Annotated in this window: 15 protein-coding genes and 1 tRNA gene; 6 read left to right on the top strand and 10 right to left on the bottom strand. The window is 41.0% G+C overall.

What is annotated here, in order from left to right:
- Positions 1-199: 199 nt before the first annotated feature.
- The gene (locus MSG93_RS15120) at positions 200-1,099 is read right to left on the bottom strand and encodes a hypothetical protein (protein ID WP_016541155.1); all 900 of its coding nucleotides are present in this window, start codon (positions 1,097-1,099) and stop codon (positions 200-202) included.
- 193 nt (positions 1,100-1,292) lie between these two features.
- Here MSG93_RS15120 and MSG93_RS15125 point away from each other — a divergent pair, with 193 nt between their 5' ends.
- Positions 1,293-1,550, top strand: coding sequence for a helix-turn-helix transcriptional regulator (locus tag MSG93_RS15125; protein WP_016541154.1), 258 nt, complete (start codon positions 1,293-1,295; stop codon positions 1,548-1,550).
- Positions 1,551-1,649: 99 nt separating this feature from the next.
- On the opposite strand, the gene MSG93_RS15130 is transcribed toward MSG93_RS15125, so the two are convergent.
- Positions 1,650-2,750, bottom strand: a complete 1,101-nt coding sequence (locus tag MSG93_RS15130) for a ComEC/Rec2 family competence protein (RefSeq protein WP_032860717.1) — start codon at positions 2,748-2,750, stop codon at positions 1,650-1,652.
- A gap of 450 nt (positions 2,751-3,200) precedes the next feature.
- Between MSG93_RS15130 and MSG93_RS15135 the strand changes: the two genes are divergently transcribed.
- Positions 3,201-3,680, top strand: a complete 480-nt coding sequence (locus MSG93_RS15135) for a hypothetical protein (protein WP_016660198.1) — start codon at positions 3,201-3,203, stop codon at positions 3,678-3,680.
- Positions 3,681-3,955: 275 nt separating this feature from the next.
- Here the strand turns inward: MSG93_RS15135 and MSG93_RS15140 are convergent, their stop codons facing one another.
- The 3 genes from MSG93_RS15140 to greB all read right to left on the bottom strand — a co-directional run bounded on the left by MSG93_RS15140 (position 3,956) and on the right by greB (position 6,019).
- On the bottom strand, positions 3,956-5,176 hold the full coding sequence (locus MSG93_RS15140) for a tyrosine-type recombinase/integrase (RefSeq protein WP_016541152.1): 1,221 nt from the start codon (positions 5,174-5,176) through the stop codon (positions 3,956-3,958).
- Between the two features lie 168 nt (positions 5,177-5,344).
- Positions 5,345-5,434 (bottom strand) — tRNA-Ser (locus tag MSG93_RS15145).
- Between the two features lie 96 nt (positions 5,435-5,530).
- A complete protein-coding gene (greB, locus tag MSG93_RS15150) occupies positions 5,531-6,019 on the bottom strand; it encodes a transcription elongation factor GreB (protein WP_005231858.1) in 489 nt (162 codons plus the stop codon).
- A 376-nt stretch (positions 6,020-6,395) separates the two neighbouring features.
- On the opposite strand from greB, the gene MSG93_RS15155 reads away from it, so the two are divergent.
- Complete coding sequence (locus tag MSG93_RS15155) at positions 6,396-7,505, top strand: transglycosylase SLT domain-containing protein (protein WP_324622380.1); 1,110 nt, start codon at positions 6,396-6,398, stop codon at positions 7,503-7,505.
- Between the two features lie 55 nt (positions 7,506-7,560).
- Here the strand turns inward: MSG93_RS15155 and MSG93_RS15160 are convergent, their stop codons facing one another.
- Both MSG93_RS15160 and ttcA read right to left on the bottom strand, forming a co-directional pair.
- The gene (locus tag MSG93_RS15160; RefSeq protein WP_005231862.1) at positions 7,561-7,944 is read right to left on the bottom strand and encodes an SCP2 sterol-binding domain-containing protein; all 384 of its coding nucleotides are present in this window, start codon (positions 7,942-7,944) and stop codon (positions 7,561-7,563) included.
- A 196-nt stretch (positions 7,945-8,140) separates the two neighbouring features.
- A complete protein-coding gene (ttcA, locus tag MSG93_RS15165) occupies positions 8,141-9,046 on the bottom strand; it encodes a tRNA 2-thiocytidine(32) synthetase TtcA (protein ID WP_004774851.1) in 906 nt (301 codons plus the stop codon).
- A gap of 497 nt (positions 9,047-9,543) precedes the next feature.
- Between ttcA and MSG93_RS15170 the strand changes: the two genes are divergently transcribed.
- Positions 9,544-10,413, top strand: coding sequence for a lytic transglycosylase domain-containing protein (locus MSG93_RS15170; protein ID WP_324622381.1), 870 nt, complete (start codon positions 9,544-9,546; stop codon positions 10,411-10,413).
- 217 nt (positions 10,414-10,630) lie between these two features.
- A complete protein-coding gene (gene htpX, locus MSG93_RS15175) occupies positions 10,631-11,536 on the top strand; it encodes a protease HtpX (RefSeq protein ID WP_005231873.1) in 906 nt (301 codons plus the stop codon).
- Positions 11,537-11,593: 57 nt separating this feature from the next.
- Here htpX and MSG93_RS15180 read toward each other — a convergent pair whose 3' ends face one another.
- From MSG93_RS15180 to MSG93_RS15190, 3 genes are all read right to left on the bottom strand, one after another.
- The gene (locus tag MSG93_RS15180; protein ID WP_324622383.1) at positions 11,594-12,187 is read right to left on the bottom strand and encodes a DUF4112 domain-containing protein; all 594 of its coding nucleotides are present in this window, start codon (positions 12,185-12,187) and stop codon (positions 11,594-11,596) included.
- 78 nt (positions 12,188-12,265) lie between these two features.
- On the bottom strand, positions 12,266-13,603 hold the full coding sequence (mgtE, locus tag MSG93_RS15185; protein WP_324622384.1) for a magnesium transporter: 1,338 nt from the start codon (positions 13,601-13,603) through the stop codon (positions 12,266-12,268).
- A 293-nt stretch (positions 13,604-13,896) separates the two neighbouring features.
- Positions 13,897-17,001, bottom strand: a complete 3,105-nt coding sequence (locus MSG93_RS15190; protein ID WP_324622385.1) for an efflux RND transporter permease subunit — start codon at positions 16,999-17,001, stop codon at positions 13,897-13,899.
- A 338-nt stretch (positions 17,002-17,339) separates the two neighbouring features.
- On the opposite strand from MSG93_RS15190, the gene MSG93_RS15195 reads away from it, so the two are divergent.
- Complete coding sequence (locus tag MSG93_RS15195) at positions 17,340-18,953, top strand: phosphoethanolamine transferase (protein ID WP_324622386.1); 1,614 nt, start codon at positions 17,340-17,342, stop codon at positions 18,951-18,953.
- The last annotated feature ends 99 nt before the right edge of the window (positions 18,954-19,052 follow it).

Raw genomic sequence — 19,052 nt, forward strand, 5'->3', positions numbered from 1 at the left:
GCAAAGGCTAATTTAATTTAATACTACATTACAACTTCCTATTAATCACAGTTATTTTCAAATAGAATCACACGAGTTTTAACTAAAATAACAGAGCCCTATCTAGTCCTAATCAAAAAAATCTGTACAAAAATGTGCAGCCCCCTGCTATTAAACTCCTCACTTCCGTTTGCAGTTTTCTAATGTATTTAGGCCAAGATTACTTTGGCATGTCTAATATTTGAGTGAGAAAGTCAGGTTGTTTACGTAATAAATTTTTGATCACTTCAGGCTGATAAGCTGTATTAAATGGAAGCTGCTTCTTCAGCAAAATTGATGGGTCATCAATCTGCAAGGCGTTTTGAAGCTCTCGGCATGTAACTCTAAGTTGTCTAATTTTATTGATATAGGTCTGCTCTCGAGTTGCAGTTATGATTAAGCCTGAACCTAGTTTGTAGCTTGGCGGATTTACTTTAAATTGTTTGAACTCTTGCTGAAGCTCTTCTAGAGTTTTCATTTTTTCTTCTAATTGGGTTTCTATCCACTTTTTATCAAATTGCTTAAGTACAAGGTCTAATTCTGGTAAGACACTGTCTACAGCTGTATTCAGATTATCCCATTTGCCTTGGGCTTGAGCTTTATTCAGCATAAAGTCAAAAATCACTTGATGCTTTTTATATAGGTTCTTTTGATACCGTTTATTTGCTCCACGCACTCCTCTTATTCTAGTATGAATTTTCTTGCTAAAAAGAATATCTACATCCATCTCAGCATACTGAATAATTATTTCTTTATACGCTTTTTTTATCTCTTTATCTGAGAGCTCATCAAATTGTTCTATCAGCTCAAAGATGAGACTTAAAACTTCTAAAAAGTCATGACTTGAATACGTTTTATTATATCTTTTAACAATAATAGGCTGCTCCATGAGTTCAACAATTTGTTGTAACTCCTCTTCCTTAAAATTCCTCTGAATCTCTTGCAAATAAGCTAGCCCCAAATCATCCCTATCGGGTGCTTCGATATCATGCTCATATGTAGCTTTCGTACAGTAGTTAAGAAACCCTTGGCATACCTCAAAAACAAATACAAATAATTCATTTTGATCTACATAAGCCATAAAACTTCCACCTCAATTATTCTGTTATTTATCAGATACGTTTTATATCACTATAGTATAGTAAATCTTTACTTAACTAGAATTATTAAAATCATGGACATGGATCGATATGATTGTGGCATAGCAAGTTAGAAAGGATCTAGCCAATTAGATTCATAACTTAAATGTCAATTTATTACTGGAATCATATACCATGCTAGAGCATCGTTATCGTGTTAGAGATTTGGTCAACTATCCTGAACGTCCCGCAAAGGACTATGTGGATCGTGGTGGCCGCAGAAGAAGACTCTCAAATAAGTCTGCCAGCAAAGGTTTGTTAAATATTGCAGAATCTACTTTTTGGAAGATGGTACGTCGAGGAGACTTTCCCGCACCGACATACCTGACCTCAAGTATGCCGACTTGGACTGAAAGCCAGATCCATGAGTGGCTTGAGCAGAAAAATAATTAAGCAGTATAAAAAACTGCCTGTCATAGACAGGCTGTTTTTTTATCGCGAATTAAATCATGAGATTTTGCATAAGCTTTGTTGTAGTTAATTTTAGAAAACTTAATTATCAGTATCATCTACTTCATAGGAAAACTCTAATGGGGTTACTGAACCCCAGCCAGCTCGTTCAGGCATTCCATTATAATGTCGTTTTGTACTTCCTTTAGTTGCAATAACTTTAAACCCTCTACGCATAAAAGCATTCACAACACGATCTCTTGGATGCTTTTTAGAGGATTGGGATGCTGATACAAATGCCGTCTTATTTAAAATAAGATTATGCGCATCAAAATTGATCGGCTCACCTAATAAACGGTTTAGTACAGTAGTAGATACATTTCTCCGACTACCGTGATGTGGTACTTGAACAAACTTTAAATCCTCTTTCAGTCTTAAATTGTTTTGTTCAGCAAAAATACAAGCTCTATCAATAGCTTCGACACCACTATCACCAGTAAGTACGAATCCGCGTCCTAATAAATTTGCATATAGCACTACACTACTATTATTTTCTGCTGAAGTTTGAACGTTATTAGGAAGATTCTCATCAGTCCATGATTCCTCTAGTAGCTTCGCAACTGTTTCAACAAGATTTTCTAAGCCATCCATAATATTTTCAAAAACCATTTTTGCTTTTGGTGGAGTTTTTGAAAAGTCTGGTACTAATGTATTTTTGTACCAATCTTCATCAGGAGACAGAACTGTAAATGGTCCAATTTGTGCGCCTGCATAAGGTTCATACACTGGAATAGATTGCTGTATAGCTAGTTCATACACACGATGTGCAAGTCTCAATTTAGTTTTCATACGTTCACTAAGACTATTTGCAGTCATACGTCCATCATGAAATAGATCTAGAATCTCTGCACTATATTTCCACGGTTGATGGATCCAAACTTCACCAACTTTCATATTTTCCAGCACATATGTTAATCCAGAAACATGATCACCGTCAGGATGTGAATTGATAAGATAGTCAATCTTATCCATACCATAGTATTTTTTAATATGTTCAACCATAGCTTTGCCAGATGTTTGAGTTCCACCATCATAGGCAATGATTTTTTCTACATTATCTTCAACGTAATGAAAAAGTATGCAATCTCCACTTTTTTCCCCATTTCCAACAGGCAAAAACTCTATCTCATAACTTGTAATCAACTTAAAACCCCAAAACCATTCTTGTATAGTAAGTGGTAGCTATTTTTTATATTTCAATTAAAATTTAATGATTTCTTTTAGTTAGTAAGTTATGCGTTGTTGGACTTTTTTGAATTTCTCCATCCCTGAAGTTAGCTATAAATTTTACTGATAACCTTGGGAGTGCGAGAGTAAGTCTTTAGAATTCCTGTATAGGAGTATCTAAACGCCTAATACTAAAAAACCTGCATCCTACCGAAACTACATATACTTTATAGAATGAGAAAATATAGTGAAACTATCCGACTATTTTGATCAATACTCACTTTCTGCACGAGTAAGACCTGCACTCTTTATTGTGTTACCAATTATATTAACGGCATATATACTGTTTGAACCACTTAGAACACTATTAGGCTCTCTGTTAACAATCTTATTGACTTGTGGAGTAGTTAATTTTTTTCCAACCAAATGTCATCAAAAGGAAATTTAATTCAACAGACATTATTTACTAAATGGGGTGGTGCCCCTACAACTCTTATTTTACGCCATTCAAACAATGAGCTTGATAAATTTACAAAACAAAGATATAGAGAAAAGCTAGTTTCCCTAGTATCAAATTTTAAAAATGTTACTGAAAGAGCTGAAAGGTCTAATCCTGCTAATGCTGATCAATACTATATTTCAGCAATTAACTACCTAAAAGAAAAAACAAGAGATAGTAAAAAATATCCTTTAATTCTTAAAGAAAATATGAATTGTGGATTTAGCAGAAATCTATTAGCTTTTAAAACCACAGCTATAGTAATTATCTTAGCCTCCTTACTAATAAGTCTTTCAATAATCTTTGTTAAATTCAAAGATAAATATGTTGATATAAACTCTCTAAGCTTATTACCATCTGAATACTATGTTCTAATCATCCTACACGTTATTTTTCTATTAATTTAGTGTTTCATGATAAATGAAACATGGGTAAAAGTTAGAGCATATGCATATGCAAAATGTCTTTTATCCTCTTGTGAAGAGATAGCTTAAAAAATTACTCACTCAGCACTCATTACAACTGCTATTTAAGACAATGGTCATTATATAAAATTAATTACTTATGCATAAACACCTCATTTCTTTAAAATAAACAGAGCCAATTTGAAAAAAATTGGCTTCTCTTAGACTTGTCTTTAATATTTTTTCCTAGCAATTTAATTACAAGATCAGCATTCTTCTCACTTCAGTTCACTATATTCAAGCAATGATTCCAAATAGTTAGCCCATTCCTGCATCATCTCCCTACGATTATTCAGAAACTTAGTTCGGTTGTAGGCTGTACCATTATTGTCTTTTACTTTATGGGCTAACTGGTGCTCAATAAAGTCCACACGCTGCTCCAGAATTTCATCCAGCATGGTACGTGCAGTTGCCCTAAAGCCATGTGCTGTCTGTTCACCACCATAGCCCAAGCGTTTTAAAGCGGAGTTAATGGTATTGTCAGAAATAAAGGTTTTACCATCCCGCCCTACGAAAATGTATTCGCTGTATGGATGCAGATCAATAATTGACTCAATCAAGTTAAAAGCTTGATCTGACAGAGGCACAATATGAAGTTGCTTGGTTTTACTGGCTGTAAATTTAAAGCAGCGTTCCTCACGATAGAAATAATCCTTTTTCAGCTTGCGAATCTCCCCAGGTCGCTGAAAAGTCAGGACCGAGATTTTTAATGCTACCTGTGTGGTCAGCAAACAACGTGTATAAAGCTTAGAGTAATTCCAAATTTTATTCAGCATTGGGGCTAGGTCTTGCTCTTCTGTCACAGCTGCAAAATTTCCACTCTGTGGTTTTGGTAATTCAATATCTTCAATCGGATTATATTGGATGAGCTTTTTTTTACGCGCAGATTTAAAGATTTGGTTGAGGTCTGATTTAAGGCGCTTGGCAACAGACAAAGCTCCACGCTCAATAATGCGCTTAAAGACCTTAATCTCAAGAATTTCTAAGGTAAGCTGTGGAAAGGTTAAATCACCAACGTATGGATAGACATCATGCTTTAAACGACGGATCGTCTCTTCATCTTGTTTTTGCTCTAGCTCACGTTTATACAGCCATGCTTCAGCGACGATACGAAAGGTGTTTTCTGCTTCTTTCTGTTTCTGAGACTTGGTTTCAATCCGCTCCATTGCTGGATCAATACCCTGCTTGATGAGTTTCTTATATTCATCACGAATAGTACGAGCGTCGTCTAACGAAACTTCTGGGTAAGTACCTAAAGATAAATCGTTACGCTTGCCTAGGAACGGACGTGTGTAATTGAAGATCCAATACTTGCTACCACTCTGGTCTATACGCAGATAAAGGTTTCCACCATCTGACAGTTTATACATCTTATCAGGATCAGGTTTAGCTTTTTTAACCTGTAAAGCACTAAGCTTGTTTATTCCACGAGTTGCCATAATTCAGACATAAAAAAATGCAGTAAGAAATAATCTTACTGCATTTTTTACTACTTTATAACTACCGATTGGCGTAGTGCGTCACGGCTTGTTATATTGTAAATCTCCAACTTTAACCTTATAAATCATAAACTTATATCGTGTTAAACAGTGTCAGAAACTTGAATTTGGCGGAAGCGGTGAGATTCGAACTCACGGAGGACTCACACCCTCGTCGGTTTTCAAGACCGGTGCATTAAACCGCTCTGCCACGCTTCCAATGGCGGCTATCATATAAATAAAAGTCCAACTTGGCAAATCTTTTATTTAAAAACCTGCATCAAATGCTCAAAATAAAATCAACAAGCGGTATTTTTACGAATTTTCAGGCTTTTCATAGCGAATTGAGTTGATATACCACACTTTTTTACCCAAAGGTGTGTGCACTTCCACCTCATCATCGACCTGTTTACTGAGCAATGCGCGCGCCATCGGTGACTCGATCGAAATATGCTGAGGATGATGATCATAAATTTCATCCACCCCGACAATTCTTAATTTTTTTTGTTCGCCGGCATCATTTTCAATTTCCACCCAAGCCCCAAAGTAGACCTTGCCTTCCTGCTCAGGCACATAATCTACAATTTTTAATTCTTCCAGACGTTTGCCTAAATAACGGACACGGCGGTCTATTTTCCGGAGTAGCTGTTTATTGTACTGGTAATCGGCATTCTCTGAGCGATCACCTAAGCTTGCAGCCCAATTCACTTTTTTAGTAATTTCCGGACGTTCGTCATGCCAAAGTTTCTTGAGTTCGGCAACCAATAAATCATGTCCGGTACGGGTGATTAAATTCGATTTCATAGGCTTAAAATACGTTACTACAACATTCTATTTACAAGTTTTTGCATTGTATGCCTTATTTCGCCACGACTAAAGTGTATAAATTTTATTCTTTTTCTAAATCATGTGTTTGTGATGCAATTCTCATTTTTTCTTACGCTAAAATTTGACAATCTGGTTTTTGGCGCTTAATATGCGCGCCTAAGTTTGATTTTGTCTATTTTTTGTACGCATTATTAATGTTGTGAAACATTTGCGTCATTTTTTCCCTTTAATCGATGTCATTTTGAATGACGTTCATGACTTGCCCACCCCTTATTGAATTTATCAACTTTTAAAAGTTAAGGCAGTGTATTGCTGAACTTTTAGGGCATAAATTATCTGTAGCGGAGACAACATGCACAGTAATTCAAGTTCTGGGTCTAGGCCTAGCCTTAACTCTTTATCTTCCACACTCCCGTTCCAAGCATTAGCTTTAACTATTGCGGTTTTACCTTTTAACAGCTTGAATGCAGAAAAATCGCATCAATACAACTCTGTTGTAACCACCAATGTTCTTACTGTCGTTGCAGTTGAAAGTCCAACTACAGTATTTAATGATGGTCAATTTTTACATGGTTTCGGCTATGATCTCGCGCGTAATTATGCGCAAAGTCTTAATGTAAAACTTGATTTTAAAACGGTTCCTGACAATGCCACGGCATTGAAATGGGTGGCTCAGGGCAAAGCCAATCTTGCCATGACCACAGCCAACCTCGCTGCAATTGAGAACAAACAACTGGTTTCTTTTTCAGCCAGTTGTGGCGATCAGGCCAGCCTCAGTAAAAATGGTTTAAACCCTCAGTTAAACTGGGTATTTAAACAGGCAGATGATCCGCTGACCTTAACCGCAAGTGGTTATGTCTGCCAGAGCAAACAGATGGGAACCACCCAACAGCTCGCTTCATTTTATAACCGGAATGTGGTGAAGCCAGAGTCTTGGTCAACCATTCAGAAAGATCTGAAACAACGCTTGCCGATTTATAAGGCCAGCTTTAAACAAAGTGCTTCTAAATACAATTTAGATTGGCACTTGCTGGCTGCAATTGGCTATCAGGAGTCTTATCTTAAACCGACCTCAGTCTCTCCCACTGGTGTGCGTGGTTTAATGATGCTGACCAATAGCACAGCTCAAGCCATGGGTGTCAGTAATCGTTCTGATCCAGTCCAGAGTATTCAGGGCGGTGCTAAGTATTTTGATCTGATGCTGGACCAGTTTTCGAATGTACCTTATCCGGACCGCAACTGGTATGCATTGGTGGCCTATAACATGGGCCCTGGCGCTGTCAGCCAGATCCAGAAGCGTATTCGTGCCCAAGGTAAGGACCCAAATCAATGGGTCAACCTGTACGATCACTTGCAACGCAATCAGGCACGTAATGGTCGTTATAAGCAAGCGCTACAATATGTCACGCGGATTCGTACCTACTTAGAACACATCAAAACCAATAGCCGTATTGATGTCTAAGTTTCAGGCAATAAAAAAGCTTACCACTAGGTAAGCTTTTTTATGGAGAAAAAATTTAAGCCGTTTGCTCAAGTACTTTCTTGAATAAATCTTTTTGCTCTTGGCTTGGCTTCGCTGTTTGTAAAGCCATAAGCTGAGACATATCACCTTGCACCTTGATTTTACCTGTCATGAATGCTTGCATTGCAGCAGCCATGTCAAACTCAAGGAATACTTTACGTAAAGTTTCAGCATCCATGTTTAAGGTTGTTTTCGCATTTGAAGATAAACCTTTCTGGATTTTACCTGCATCCAAAGAGAGCTCTGTATTACCAGCTGCATCTGTTACAACCAAGTTAATCGCTAAATTCGCAAGCGCAGGTGGCAAGTTTAAATCACCAGCTTCAGCAGTAAGTTTTTCAACAGTTGCAAACCAATCATCAGTTAAAAATGCAGCCATGATTATTCCTCAAATGTATTTGTTCAATTTCTTGTGCCATCTATCCAGACGACATCTCATGAAGCAATTTGCTTGTGCCCTGTTATAGCATGTAATTTTTATTTTGGGCTATGATTTTTTGTACGCAGGATTCAATTTTTAAATTTTTTATAAAAAAAAGGTACTTAACCAGTACCTTTTCAAAAAAATTTATACTTTACTCTGCCGCAAAACTCAGGTTGACCACGTCCAGACGGTTTTTCATCTCTTCCGGATCTTTCATGTCAAACTCGCGTTGACCATCAAGTGCTTCAAAGTCGAATAACTCACGGTCCGCCAGTTGCGAAGGAGAAACGTTCTGTAATGCACCAAAAATACTGTGCAAACGTTTCGGGTGCTGTTTGTCCCATTCACGTAACATGTCATTGATAATGGCACGCTGCAAGTTTTCCTGTGAACCACACAAATTACATGGAATGATCGGGAACTGGCGTAATTCCGCGTACTTGATGATGTCTTTCTCTTCGACATAAGCCAAAGGACGGATCAGGATATTCTTTTTATCCGAAGACAAAAGTTTTGGTGGCATCGCTTTCAAACTTCCACCATGGAATAAATTCAAAAAGAAGGTCGCCATGATGTCATCACGGTGGTGACCCAACGCGACCTTAGTGGCGCCGATCTCCTGCGCAAAGCCATACAGCGAACCACGACGTAAACGTGAGCATACCGCACAGTAAGTCTTGCCCTCAGGCGTTAAGCGCTTGGTAATGGTATAGGTATCTTTTTCCAGAATGTAATAAGGAATATTGTTCTCTTCCATATAACGTGGCAAGACATCTTCAGGGAAGCCCGGTTGTTTCTGATCCAGGTTGACGGCAACCACATCAAAGTTGATTGGCGCAATACGCTTGAATTGCAACAGGATATCAAGCATGGTATAGCTGTCTTTACCGCCCGACACACAAACCATGACCTTGTCGCCCTCTTCGATCATGTTGTAATCACGAATTGCATGCCCCACCTGACGACGAAGTTTTTTCAACAGGCGATAATACGCCGAACTTGTCGGAAGCTCTGGCTTGAAATTAAATCCTTGGTTGGACTCCACTGGCGCGTACATAGACGTGATTTACTCATAAACAAAAATACCGCGCGATTTTATCTCATTCCGAAAAAATGCGCATCTAAAGAATTTTTCAATTTCGTTCAATCGTCATATTTCAGTTTCATACTGGTAAAATTGTGATCAAAAAAATTTAGAATAGCCTAGATCGCTTATATTTCAAACTTTTCCACAGTTGTCCACAAAAGCTGTGGATAAATTTGTGGATTTCTTAGCTATTGACAAACTACCTTTATCTTAAAATAAGGCTTCCCATTAAATTGATCATTTTTTAACCAATCATTTTATCAATTCAAAATCAATAACTTATATAAGTCAAGACTTAGTTTTTAAAAAAAAATTTTTAATTTTTTTTGCTGAACATTCGCACAAATTGACTTGATTTTTGTCTAACAGTCAAAAATAAAAAAATTGTAGCAAAAGTTCTTTTTATGCATTTTTTTGTTAAACTGCCACATGCAACTTATGCTCATCCTTTCGCGAATATTATAACGATGAACAAAACAACTTATTTTTTTGCTGTTTGCTTGGGAACAATCGGTTTTTTTAATGTGACAGCATCAAGTTATGCTGGGCAGACCATTTATCAATTTAAAGATGATAATGGGACAACACTACTCACCAATAAGAAAAAGGCAGAGTACAGTCATCTAAAAGTGGTCAAAGCCACTTATTATCCTGACAGTAATATTCATAACTATAGTAACTGGGGCGCCAGTGAAGCCTCTGTACTGCCAAGCTATAGCCGGAATAAAAATGCATTTGACCAGCTGATCCGTCAAGCCGCTCAACAGCACGGAATTTCAGAGGGCTTGATTAAAGCTGTCATGCATACCGAATCAGGCTTTAATATCAAGGCTCGTTCACCAGTCGGTGCACAAGGTTTAATGCAACTGATGCCAGCCACTGCACGTCGTTTTAATGTCAGTAATGCCTACGATCCACAACAAAACATCTTTGGCGGTGCAAAATATCTGAGCTGGTTACTGAAACGCTTTAATGGTAATACCCAACTGGCGATTGCGGCTTATAATGCCGGCGAACGCAATGTCGATAAATACGGCGGTATTCCACCATTTCGTGAAACCCAGGATTATGTCCGTCGTGTTACCAGCCGTTACCAAAATCTTTATGCTTCAGGCTTAGGCACGTTTACAGAATCAAACAGCAGCAATACTCAGGTACTGGCGCAATCTGCGAATTATTCCTCATCATCCAATAATATTGCTGAAGCCACTCCCGCCCCTAGATCCTACAATCGCCAGATCATTACACTGGCAGATGGAACCTTTACCGATGCGCCATCGGGAACCTATACCACCGCCAATGCCACCGCAACCGCCCGAATCCGTCTAAGTAACTGACAATTCAGGCTGTGTATTCTCATGGCATGATTTTTCCTGCTATTTTTTAGACAAAATCGCATTTAAGTCCCTGTTTCATAGTCAATTGATATTTTTATTGGCTAAATGTATCTGCGCCGATTTTTTTCTTGAATTTTTGGGGTTCGCCCTGCATATTAGCGTTATGATTTATAATTTATAAATCAGATCACTTTTTCTTTATAAGAGGGTTTTCTCAATGATGCGGATTGGTTTGTTCTTGCTAACCAACCTCGCGGTACTGGTTGTAGCTGGCATTATCTTGTCACTCTTCGGTGTCGGTAGTTACCATGGCGCGGGTGGCTTGAATCTAGGCAACCTACTGGTCGTCTGTTTTGTCTTTGGTATGGTGGGTTCGATTATTTCCCTGTTCATGTCAAAGTGGATGGCTAAAAAAACCACTGGGACAGAATTAATTGACCCAAATGCACCCCGTAGTCAAGCAGAAGCTTGGTTATTACAAGAAGTGGCGCAATTATCCCAACGTGCAGGTATTAACATGCCTGAAGTGGGTATTTTCCCTTCTTACCAATCCAATGCATTTGCGACAGGTTGGAATAAAAATGATGCTTTAGTAGCTGTTTCAACAGGCCTACTCGAGCGTATGAACAAAGATGAACTTCGTGCCGTACTGGCGCACGAAATCGGTCACGTTGCCAATGGCGACATGGTGACTCTTGCGCTGATCCAAGGTGTGGTCAACGCCTTCGTGATGTTCTTTGCACGTATTGCAGGTGACTTCATCGACCGTAACGTATTTGGTCGTGAAGATGGTGAAGCACCCGGTCTTGCTTATTTTGCCATTACCATCGTACTCGACATCGTCTTCGGTATCTTGGCCTCTGCCATCGTGATGTGGTTCTCTCGTCAACGTGAATATCGCGCAGATGAAGCTGGCGCACGTTTAGCAGGTAAACAGGCCATGATTTCTGCCCTGCTTCGTTTACAGGCAGAGTCAGAAATGCCAGATCAAATGCCGAAAGAAATGAAAGCATTTGCAATTGCGGAAGGTAAGGAACAAGGCTTTAGCTTAGCGGCTTTATTCCAGACCCACCCAACCATTGAACAACGTGTTGCGGCATTGCAGCAATTAAACGTTCAATAATCAGTATCAGATTCATGATAAAGCCTCCATCATGGAGGCTTTATTTTTGCCTAAAGACTAGCGTGTCTGGAAAGATTGATAAAATTGCCACAGATAACTGAAACCTGCCCACACTGCCAGCACCAGTAACATCACCACTGCGATGCCCAATAAATCGGGAATGCGTAACCAGATCCAGCTCACCACTGGATTACGCCAGAAGACAGAAGTTTTCTGTTTTTGCTCAAGTGACTCATGCAGGAATGGATGCACCACATGAATATCGCTGTGGACCTGATACTCTTCCCGAATATGCTCATGCACGATCTCCAGCGTCTTGCGGCTAGGGCGGATGAATACGTCAAATACAGTGCCGACAATCGGCACGAAGCCAACCAGCATATCCATAATTGCCAGTTTCACCACACCTTTGAGCTTATGTTGCGGTACACCGACTTCTCTGGCTTTTTTAAAGGCATATAAGGTCAGGATAAAACCGGCAATATCTCCGGCAAATGGAATCGTGCTTAATGCAGCATCCGCGCCCACGCCCTGCTTGGTAAAGGGTATGCGGACCAGACTGTCCATAGTATTGGCAAATTTGGCCAAATCACGCTCGACCGCAATCGCTTGCTGCTGAGTTAGTTTTTTTTGTTCTGGGTAATCAGTCATTCGCTCAACCTAAAAACGATGTTTATGCTTGAGAATAAAGTAGTTTTTAGGTTTTGTCGGTACAATTATGATTACAGCCTAGAATAAAATCATGGAGGCGATAAATAAATAAACGATCACCCCGGTGGCATCACAAATCGAAGTGACCAGTGGTGCTGAGGCACTGGCTGGATCAAGCCCGGCCTTATTTAAAATAAATGGCAAACTCATCCCGATCAGACAACCCATCAATACGATTCCCATCATACTTAAGGCAAGGACTAGTGCCACCATTTCGTCACCACGGAAATAGCCCAGTAATGACACTGCAACCGCCATGGTGCCACCCAGGCACAGCGCAACTAAACTTTCACGTCCGAGTAAATAAAACCAATCTTTAAATTGCACATCACCCGTTGCTAAAGCACGGACCATTAATGTTGAAGACTGAGAACCTGCATTTCCGCCACTCCCCACCAGCAATGGCAAGAAAAAGACCAGCACCAGATTCTGTGCAATTACATCTTCATAATGCGCAATCCCGATCCCAGACAACAAGCTGCCAAACACCAAGAAAACCAGCCAGAACACGCGTTTCTGGTAAAGCTGCAGAATAGGTGCAGATTTAATGCTAAGTTTGGATGAAGCATCGACCGCCCCGACTTTTAAGAAGTCTTCGGTGGCCTCTTCACTGGCCACATCCATCGCATCATCATAGGTTACGATCCCGACCATCATGTCGTAGTGATCAAGAATCGGGAGTGCCAACAGATCATAACGGGCAATGGTTTTGGCGACTTCATCCTGATCGGTATCGACATAGGCAGTCAGCACATTGGTTTCCATCAACTCATTAATATTCTGTTCTTCATCTGCCAGAATTAACTGTTTCAGGGATAAAACCCCCAGAATTTTTCGTGCCTGATCCAGTACATAGGCAAAATAAATCGTTTCAGTATCGGGTGCTTCCAGACGCAACATTTTAATTGCATCCTTGACCGTAATATCAGGCTTGAGCGTGGCGTATTCAGAACTCATGATTGCCCCTGCCGTTCCTTCCAGATAAGCAGAAAGCTGACGAATATCTTCTCTTTCAGCCTGCGCTAAGGCAGGCAATAATGCATTCTGTTGTTCCTGATCCAGACACTTGAAGACATCAGCGCGCTTATCCGAAGACATCTCTCCAATAATCTCTGCGAGTATATGTCTAGGCATGGCTTTGGCCAGTTTGACCTGTTCATTGGGAGGAAGATAGGAGAAAACGTAGGCACGCTCAGGTAAGTGGGTAAGCAACAGTTGGCTTTGCTCTACAGAGAGCTGGGTCAAGACATCGGCAAGATCCACCGCCCGAAAGGTCTGTACGGATGCGAGTGCAAGTTCAAGATGGTTGTTTTTAAGTGCGTCGCTTAGTAAATATAAAAAATTATTGTAGCTCATGTCAGCCTCTTCACTACAAATGCTCTGCAATGAAGAACTACAAGCAGCCTATTGGTTTACTGCTAAATAGAAAGCTTCATGCAGACTTTGATGAAAATAAAAATGTGTAATCTGGGATAAATTACAACTCTGCGTGTCCATTTAGGCAATCAAACCTCATTAGACCGTTTATACGGCACGGCAATACTACAAATTTTTTTGAATATTCTCAACTTACTCAACAAAACTGAACAGTTGCTGGCTTAGACTAAGCCAGCAACTGTTCAGTTTGGCGCTATGATAAAACAATATGGTTAAGCAGTTTCAACCTTCGGTTTTGGCTTGAATGCCGTTCTCACCAAGACATACATAAACGGGATAAAGATCAGTACCAGAATGGTCCCGAAAACCACCCCGCCAAACACGCTATAACCAATCGCCTGTCGGCTTAACGCACCCGCACCACTCGAAAACATCAGCGGGATAACCCCGGCACCGAAGGCAATCGAGGTCATCAAGATTGGACGGAGTCGTAATCCTGCGGCATGTAACGCCGCTTGTAGTGCGGTTTGGCCTTGTTGTTGCAGACTGGCTGCAAACTCAACCATTAAAATGGCATTTTTACAGGACAAGCCAATAGTGGTGAGCAAGGCAATCTGGAAATAAATATCGTTAGCAAAACCAAACAGGTAACTGAATAAAATCGTTCCGCCGACACCTAATGGAATCGCCGCCATCACCACCGAAGGAATTGACCAGCTTTCATATAGAGCTGCAAGGCAGAGAAAAATAAAGGCTATCGAAATGAGATACAGCCAGATCGCCTGATTGCTGGATTGCTGTTCCTGATAAGACAGTCCGCTCCAAGCCAGGCCGACATCTGGCATTTTATCGACCAGTCCCTGAATGGCCTGCATCCCTTGCCCACTACTAAAACCGCTTGCGGCATCCGCTTCCAGACTAATGGCAGGATAGCCCATAAAGCGCTCCAGCATTGGTGGCGCGCCCTGCCATCCAATCTGACTAAATTGCGAAAACGGCACCATTTGCCCATTGGCATTTTTTACATACCAGTAATTGAGATCTTCCGGCTTGGAGCGGTATGGCGCATCTCCTTGTAGATACACGCGCTTGATCCGGCCACGATCAATAAAGTCATTGATATAACTGCCACTCCACGCGGTGGATAAGGTGCGGTTAATATCACTGACGTTGAGCCCGTGAATCATGGCCGCTTTATGGTCAATCTTGATATTCAGTACCGCCTGATCATCATTGCCTTTTTTATCCACATTCTCGACCGAATCCAGCGCATTGCCCTGTTGCTGTAAATCCTGAAAAGAGCTTAATAGACTCTGTCTGCCCAACCCCTTGGTGTCCTGTAGCCAGAAATCGATCTTATCTGAATTTCCAAGCCCACGAATTACCGAAGGCATCATCACCATAATGCGGGCCTGATTATTCTGCGAAAAATACTGCATCGCCCGCGCACGAATTTGCTGGGCACTGTTTTCCGTGCCCTTGCGCTCATCCCAATGTTTCAGTGAAACAAAGGCCTGCCCAAGATTTTGTCCGGTACCTGAAAAATTGCGTCCATGAATCACCATTACCCCGTTTAAGTTGGCCTTTTCATGTTCAAGGAAATAGTCAGAAATCTGTTTGCCGACATTTTCCGTTTTGCTCATCGGCGTACCTTCCGGTAAACGGAATTGCACTGCTAAAGTTCCTTGGTCTTCCTGGGGTAAAAAGCTACTAGGCAATTCGCGATAGACCCAGGCAAAAAACCCAATCAGGAGAGCAATACCGATCAAGGACATGCTTTTCAGGCTGATGACTTTGTTAGACACCTTCAGATAACGTGTTTTAATATAGTCCAGTCCCTGATTAAATTTGACGGCCCAACGTGCTTGTTTGTGTTGCGGTTTAAGCAAAATGGCACATAAAGCCGGGGTTAGAATCAAGGCGACCAGTAAGGACAGCCCCATCGCCACCACTAAGGTGATGGAGAACTGTCGATAAATAATCCCTGTCGCCCCGCTAAAAAAGGACATCGGAATAAAAACGGCGGTCAGGACCAAAGTAATCCCGACCAAGGCCCCACTAATTTCCTGCATCGATTGAATCGAAGCTTGTTTGGCGCTGAGTTGCTGCTCGTGCATAAGACGCTCGACATTCTCAACCACCACAATCGCATCATCGACCAGCAAGCCAATCGCCAGCACCATGGCAAATAAGGTCAGGGTATTAATACTCATGCCCAAAACGGCCAAGACCGCAAAAGTGCCTAGGATTACCACAGGAACGGTGATGGCAGGGATCAAGGTGGCACGCCAGTTTTGCAAGAAGATAAACATCACCAGTACCACCAGTCCGATGGCTTCAATCAGGGTAGACACCACTTGTGACATCGATTCTTTTACAAATGGTGTGTCATCCCGTGGATACATCACAAAATAACCTTCTGGTAAGGTTTTTTCCAAACGGGCCACTTCTTTATATACCGCATCCGCCACTTGCATCACGTTCGCGCCAACAGTCAGCGACAAGGACAGCCCCGAAGCAGGATAACCATTGATACGGTTAAACACCTGATAGTTTTCCGCCCCAACTTCAACGCGCGCCACATCTTTTAAATAGACAAAACTGCCGTCAGCATTGGCTTTAATAATAATATTTTCAAACTGCTCAGGGGTGCGTAACAACGAGCCTGAAGTAACTTTGGCATTCAGGTATTGATCACTGGCCGCAGGCAGTGCTCCAATCGCACCTGCTGCCACTTGTGTATTCTGGTTTTCAATCGCTGTTCGGACATCACCCACCTGAAGCTGATAACGTTCAAGTCGTTGCGGGTCCAGCCAGATGCGCATGGCATATTGCGAACCAAACACACTGACTTCGCCAATGCCTTCAATCCGGCTTAGATTGAGTTCAAAGTTATTGGTAATGTAATCGGAAATATCCAGATTGGTCGACCGGCCAGACTTATCCCCGACCCCAATCACCATAAAGGAATCACTTAAAGATTTGCGAACATTCACACCTTGACGCTGAACATCATCGGGAAGGCGGTTAATTGCCCCATTGACTGCATTTTGGACCTGTACCTGTGCCTGATCAGGATCGGTGCCTTGCTCAAAGAACAAACTGATACGGCTACTACCACTTGCATCACTACTCGAACTAAAATAGAGCAGATGATCAATGCCTTTAATTTGCTGTTCCAAAACCTGGGTCACACTATCTTCAACCGCCTGAGCATCCGCACCACTATAATTGGCCGATACCGTAATTCGGGGCGGTGCAATATCGGGATAACGTTCTACGGGCAAATTCAGAATGGCGAATAAACCAACTGCCATCACAATAATTGCCAGTACAGTCGCAAAGATCGGACGATGAATAAAAAACTTAGATAGCATGGCTGTTTATCCCATTAGCGAAACAGTCAATTTTTCAAAAAGATAGGCAAATACAGGCACTTTTCAGAATATGATCATTACCGAGCTGACAGGCAAACACCATCCCTATTAACATATCATTTCAAAAACCGTAAATTGCGGAGAAATAATGAATTTCAGGTTATTCGCAATAAAAAATAATGCGCTAACTTTGCAATAATTCAACAGCTTAACTGTGCGAATCAATTTAATTTACTGTGCAATCAAAGACTTCTTAATTTTGAATTGACACATCCCCCACTAAAAACGATATTAGCACGCTTAGTTTATCTCCCCTCCCCATACTGTATTAGGCATATATGAAGGCCAGCTTAAAAAACTTGAATATTCTGCTGCTGATCTTACTGCCCGCCTTGATCACAGGCGGCTTACTGATTGCAGTCGGTAATTTATCTGATGGTTTAAGACTTGGCTGTTTATCATTGCCCGGTGTGCTATTTATTTATCTGGCGATTACCCGAAAAAAAATCTATTGGTATATCCTTGCGATTATCTGGTGGTTTTTGGCCTGGTTAGATGCCTTACTTCGCTCAAGCACCTGGTTTTTATTCAATAGTGATAATGAGGCCTATTTCATTATTGAAGCGCTTGCCAATACCAACCGTCGGGAAAGTCTGGAATTTTTTCAGCTTCATCTCGCGACCATGCTCACTGTGGCAGCTGGCCTATTCGTATTGGTCATCTTATATAGTGTTGCTGTTTTCAAGCTGGTTAAACCGATTCATTTTAGCCAACTCTGGCACAGCCGAATTTATCGGGGCTGTATTATTTTACTGGTCTTACTGGCGACCACCAGCTATCTGATGAAACCATCACGCAAGGTACATCCGATTGTATTCTGGACTGAGTATCAGGCCAAAATTCAGGATTTCAAAGACCGTATCAAACAGCATAAAAATGTTCATCAACAATGGGACAAAAGTGCCAAGCAGAATCTGGTACTGACAGAACAGGCAAAAGGTAAACAGACCCATGTACTGGTCCTGTCAGAAAGTTTAACCAGTTTAAATCTAGGTGTCTGCGGCTACCCACGCAATACCACGCCTGAGCTGGCAAAACGACTGGATGAGATCAAAGTCTTTTGTAATGCTTTCTCTCCTTCACCCTCTACAATCAATGCCTTACGTGTACTGTTAACCGAAAGCCCGGCTTCACAACATGATCAATATTCACCAGAAAGTATTCTGGCCTATGCACGGGCAGCAGGATATAAAATTTACTGGCTCAGTAATCAGGACGATACTTACTTATCTTCTTTATTCGGTTCTTATGCCGATAAAGCAGTGTATAAAAACAAACGCTCTGGTCGTAGTAGCACCTCTCTGGATGAATCACTCATTCCTGATTATCAACAGGCGCTGGCCGATCCTGAACCGAAAAAACTGATTATTCTCCATCTGATTGGCGCCCATCCAAACTATGAAGAGCGCTATCCAGCGGCATTTAACCGGTTTTCCAGCAACAGTAACGATGCTGTCGAAACTGACCTCAAAAATAGAGATATTGATCCGTGGATTCGTTCACTGCGCAATGACTATGATAATGCGGTCTTATACGAAGACTCATTACTTAGTCAATTTCTAGATAATTTAAGAGCAGATGCGATACCTGATTTTAGATCTTTTACTGTGGTTTCCGATCATGGCAATGAAGTCGGACATGAAATTGATTATGCCGGTCATAGCCCAAATACCAGAGCAGGTTATCAAGTTCCTGTGATCATGTGGTCAGATCGCTTACACAGCACAGGTGTAGATAAAGAAAAAACCTTAAATACTGCGGAACTGGACAATAATCTGCTGCACCTTATGGGACTGAAAGACAAATCCTCCCCTTCTCAAACTTACTGGCTTGATGACAATTATCATTTCACACCGGAAGCCAACTGGCCTTATTGGAAAAATAAATTTTAAAAATACATTATTTTTTATCCAGTTTGAGAATGTCTTCAAACTGGAATTTTATTTAAGTACTGCTGCTATTTAAAAGTCTTGATATTTTCATAAAATCAT

It is taken from the genome of Acinetobacter sp. IK40 (assembly GCF_035615075.1).
In the GTDB taxonomy this organism is placed as follows: domain Bacteria; phylum Pseudomonadota; class Gammaproteobacteria; order Pseudomonadales; family Moraxellaceae; genus Acinetobacter; species Acinetobacter courvalinii.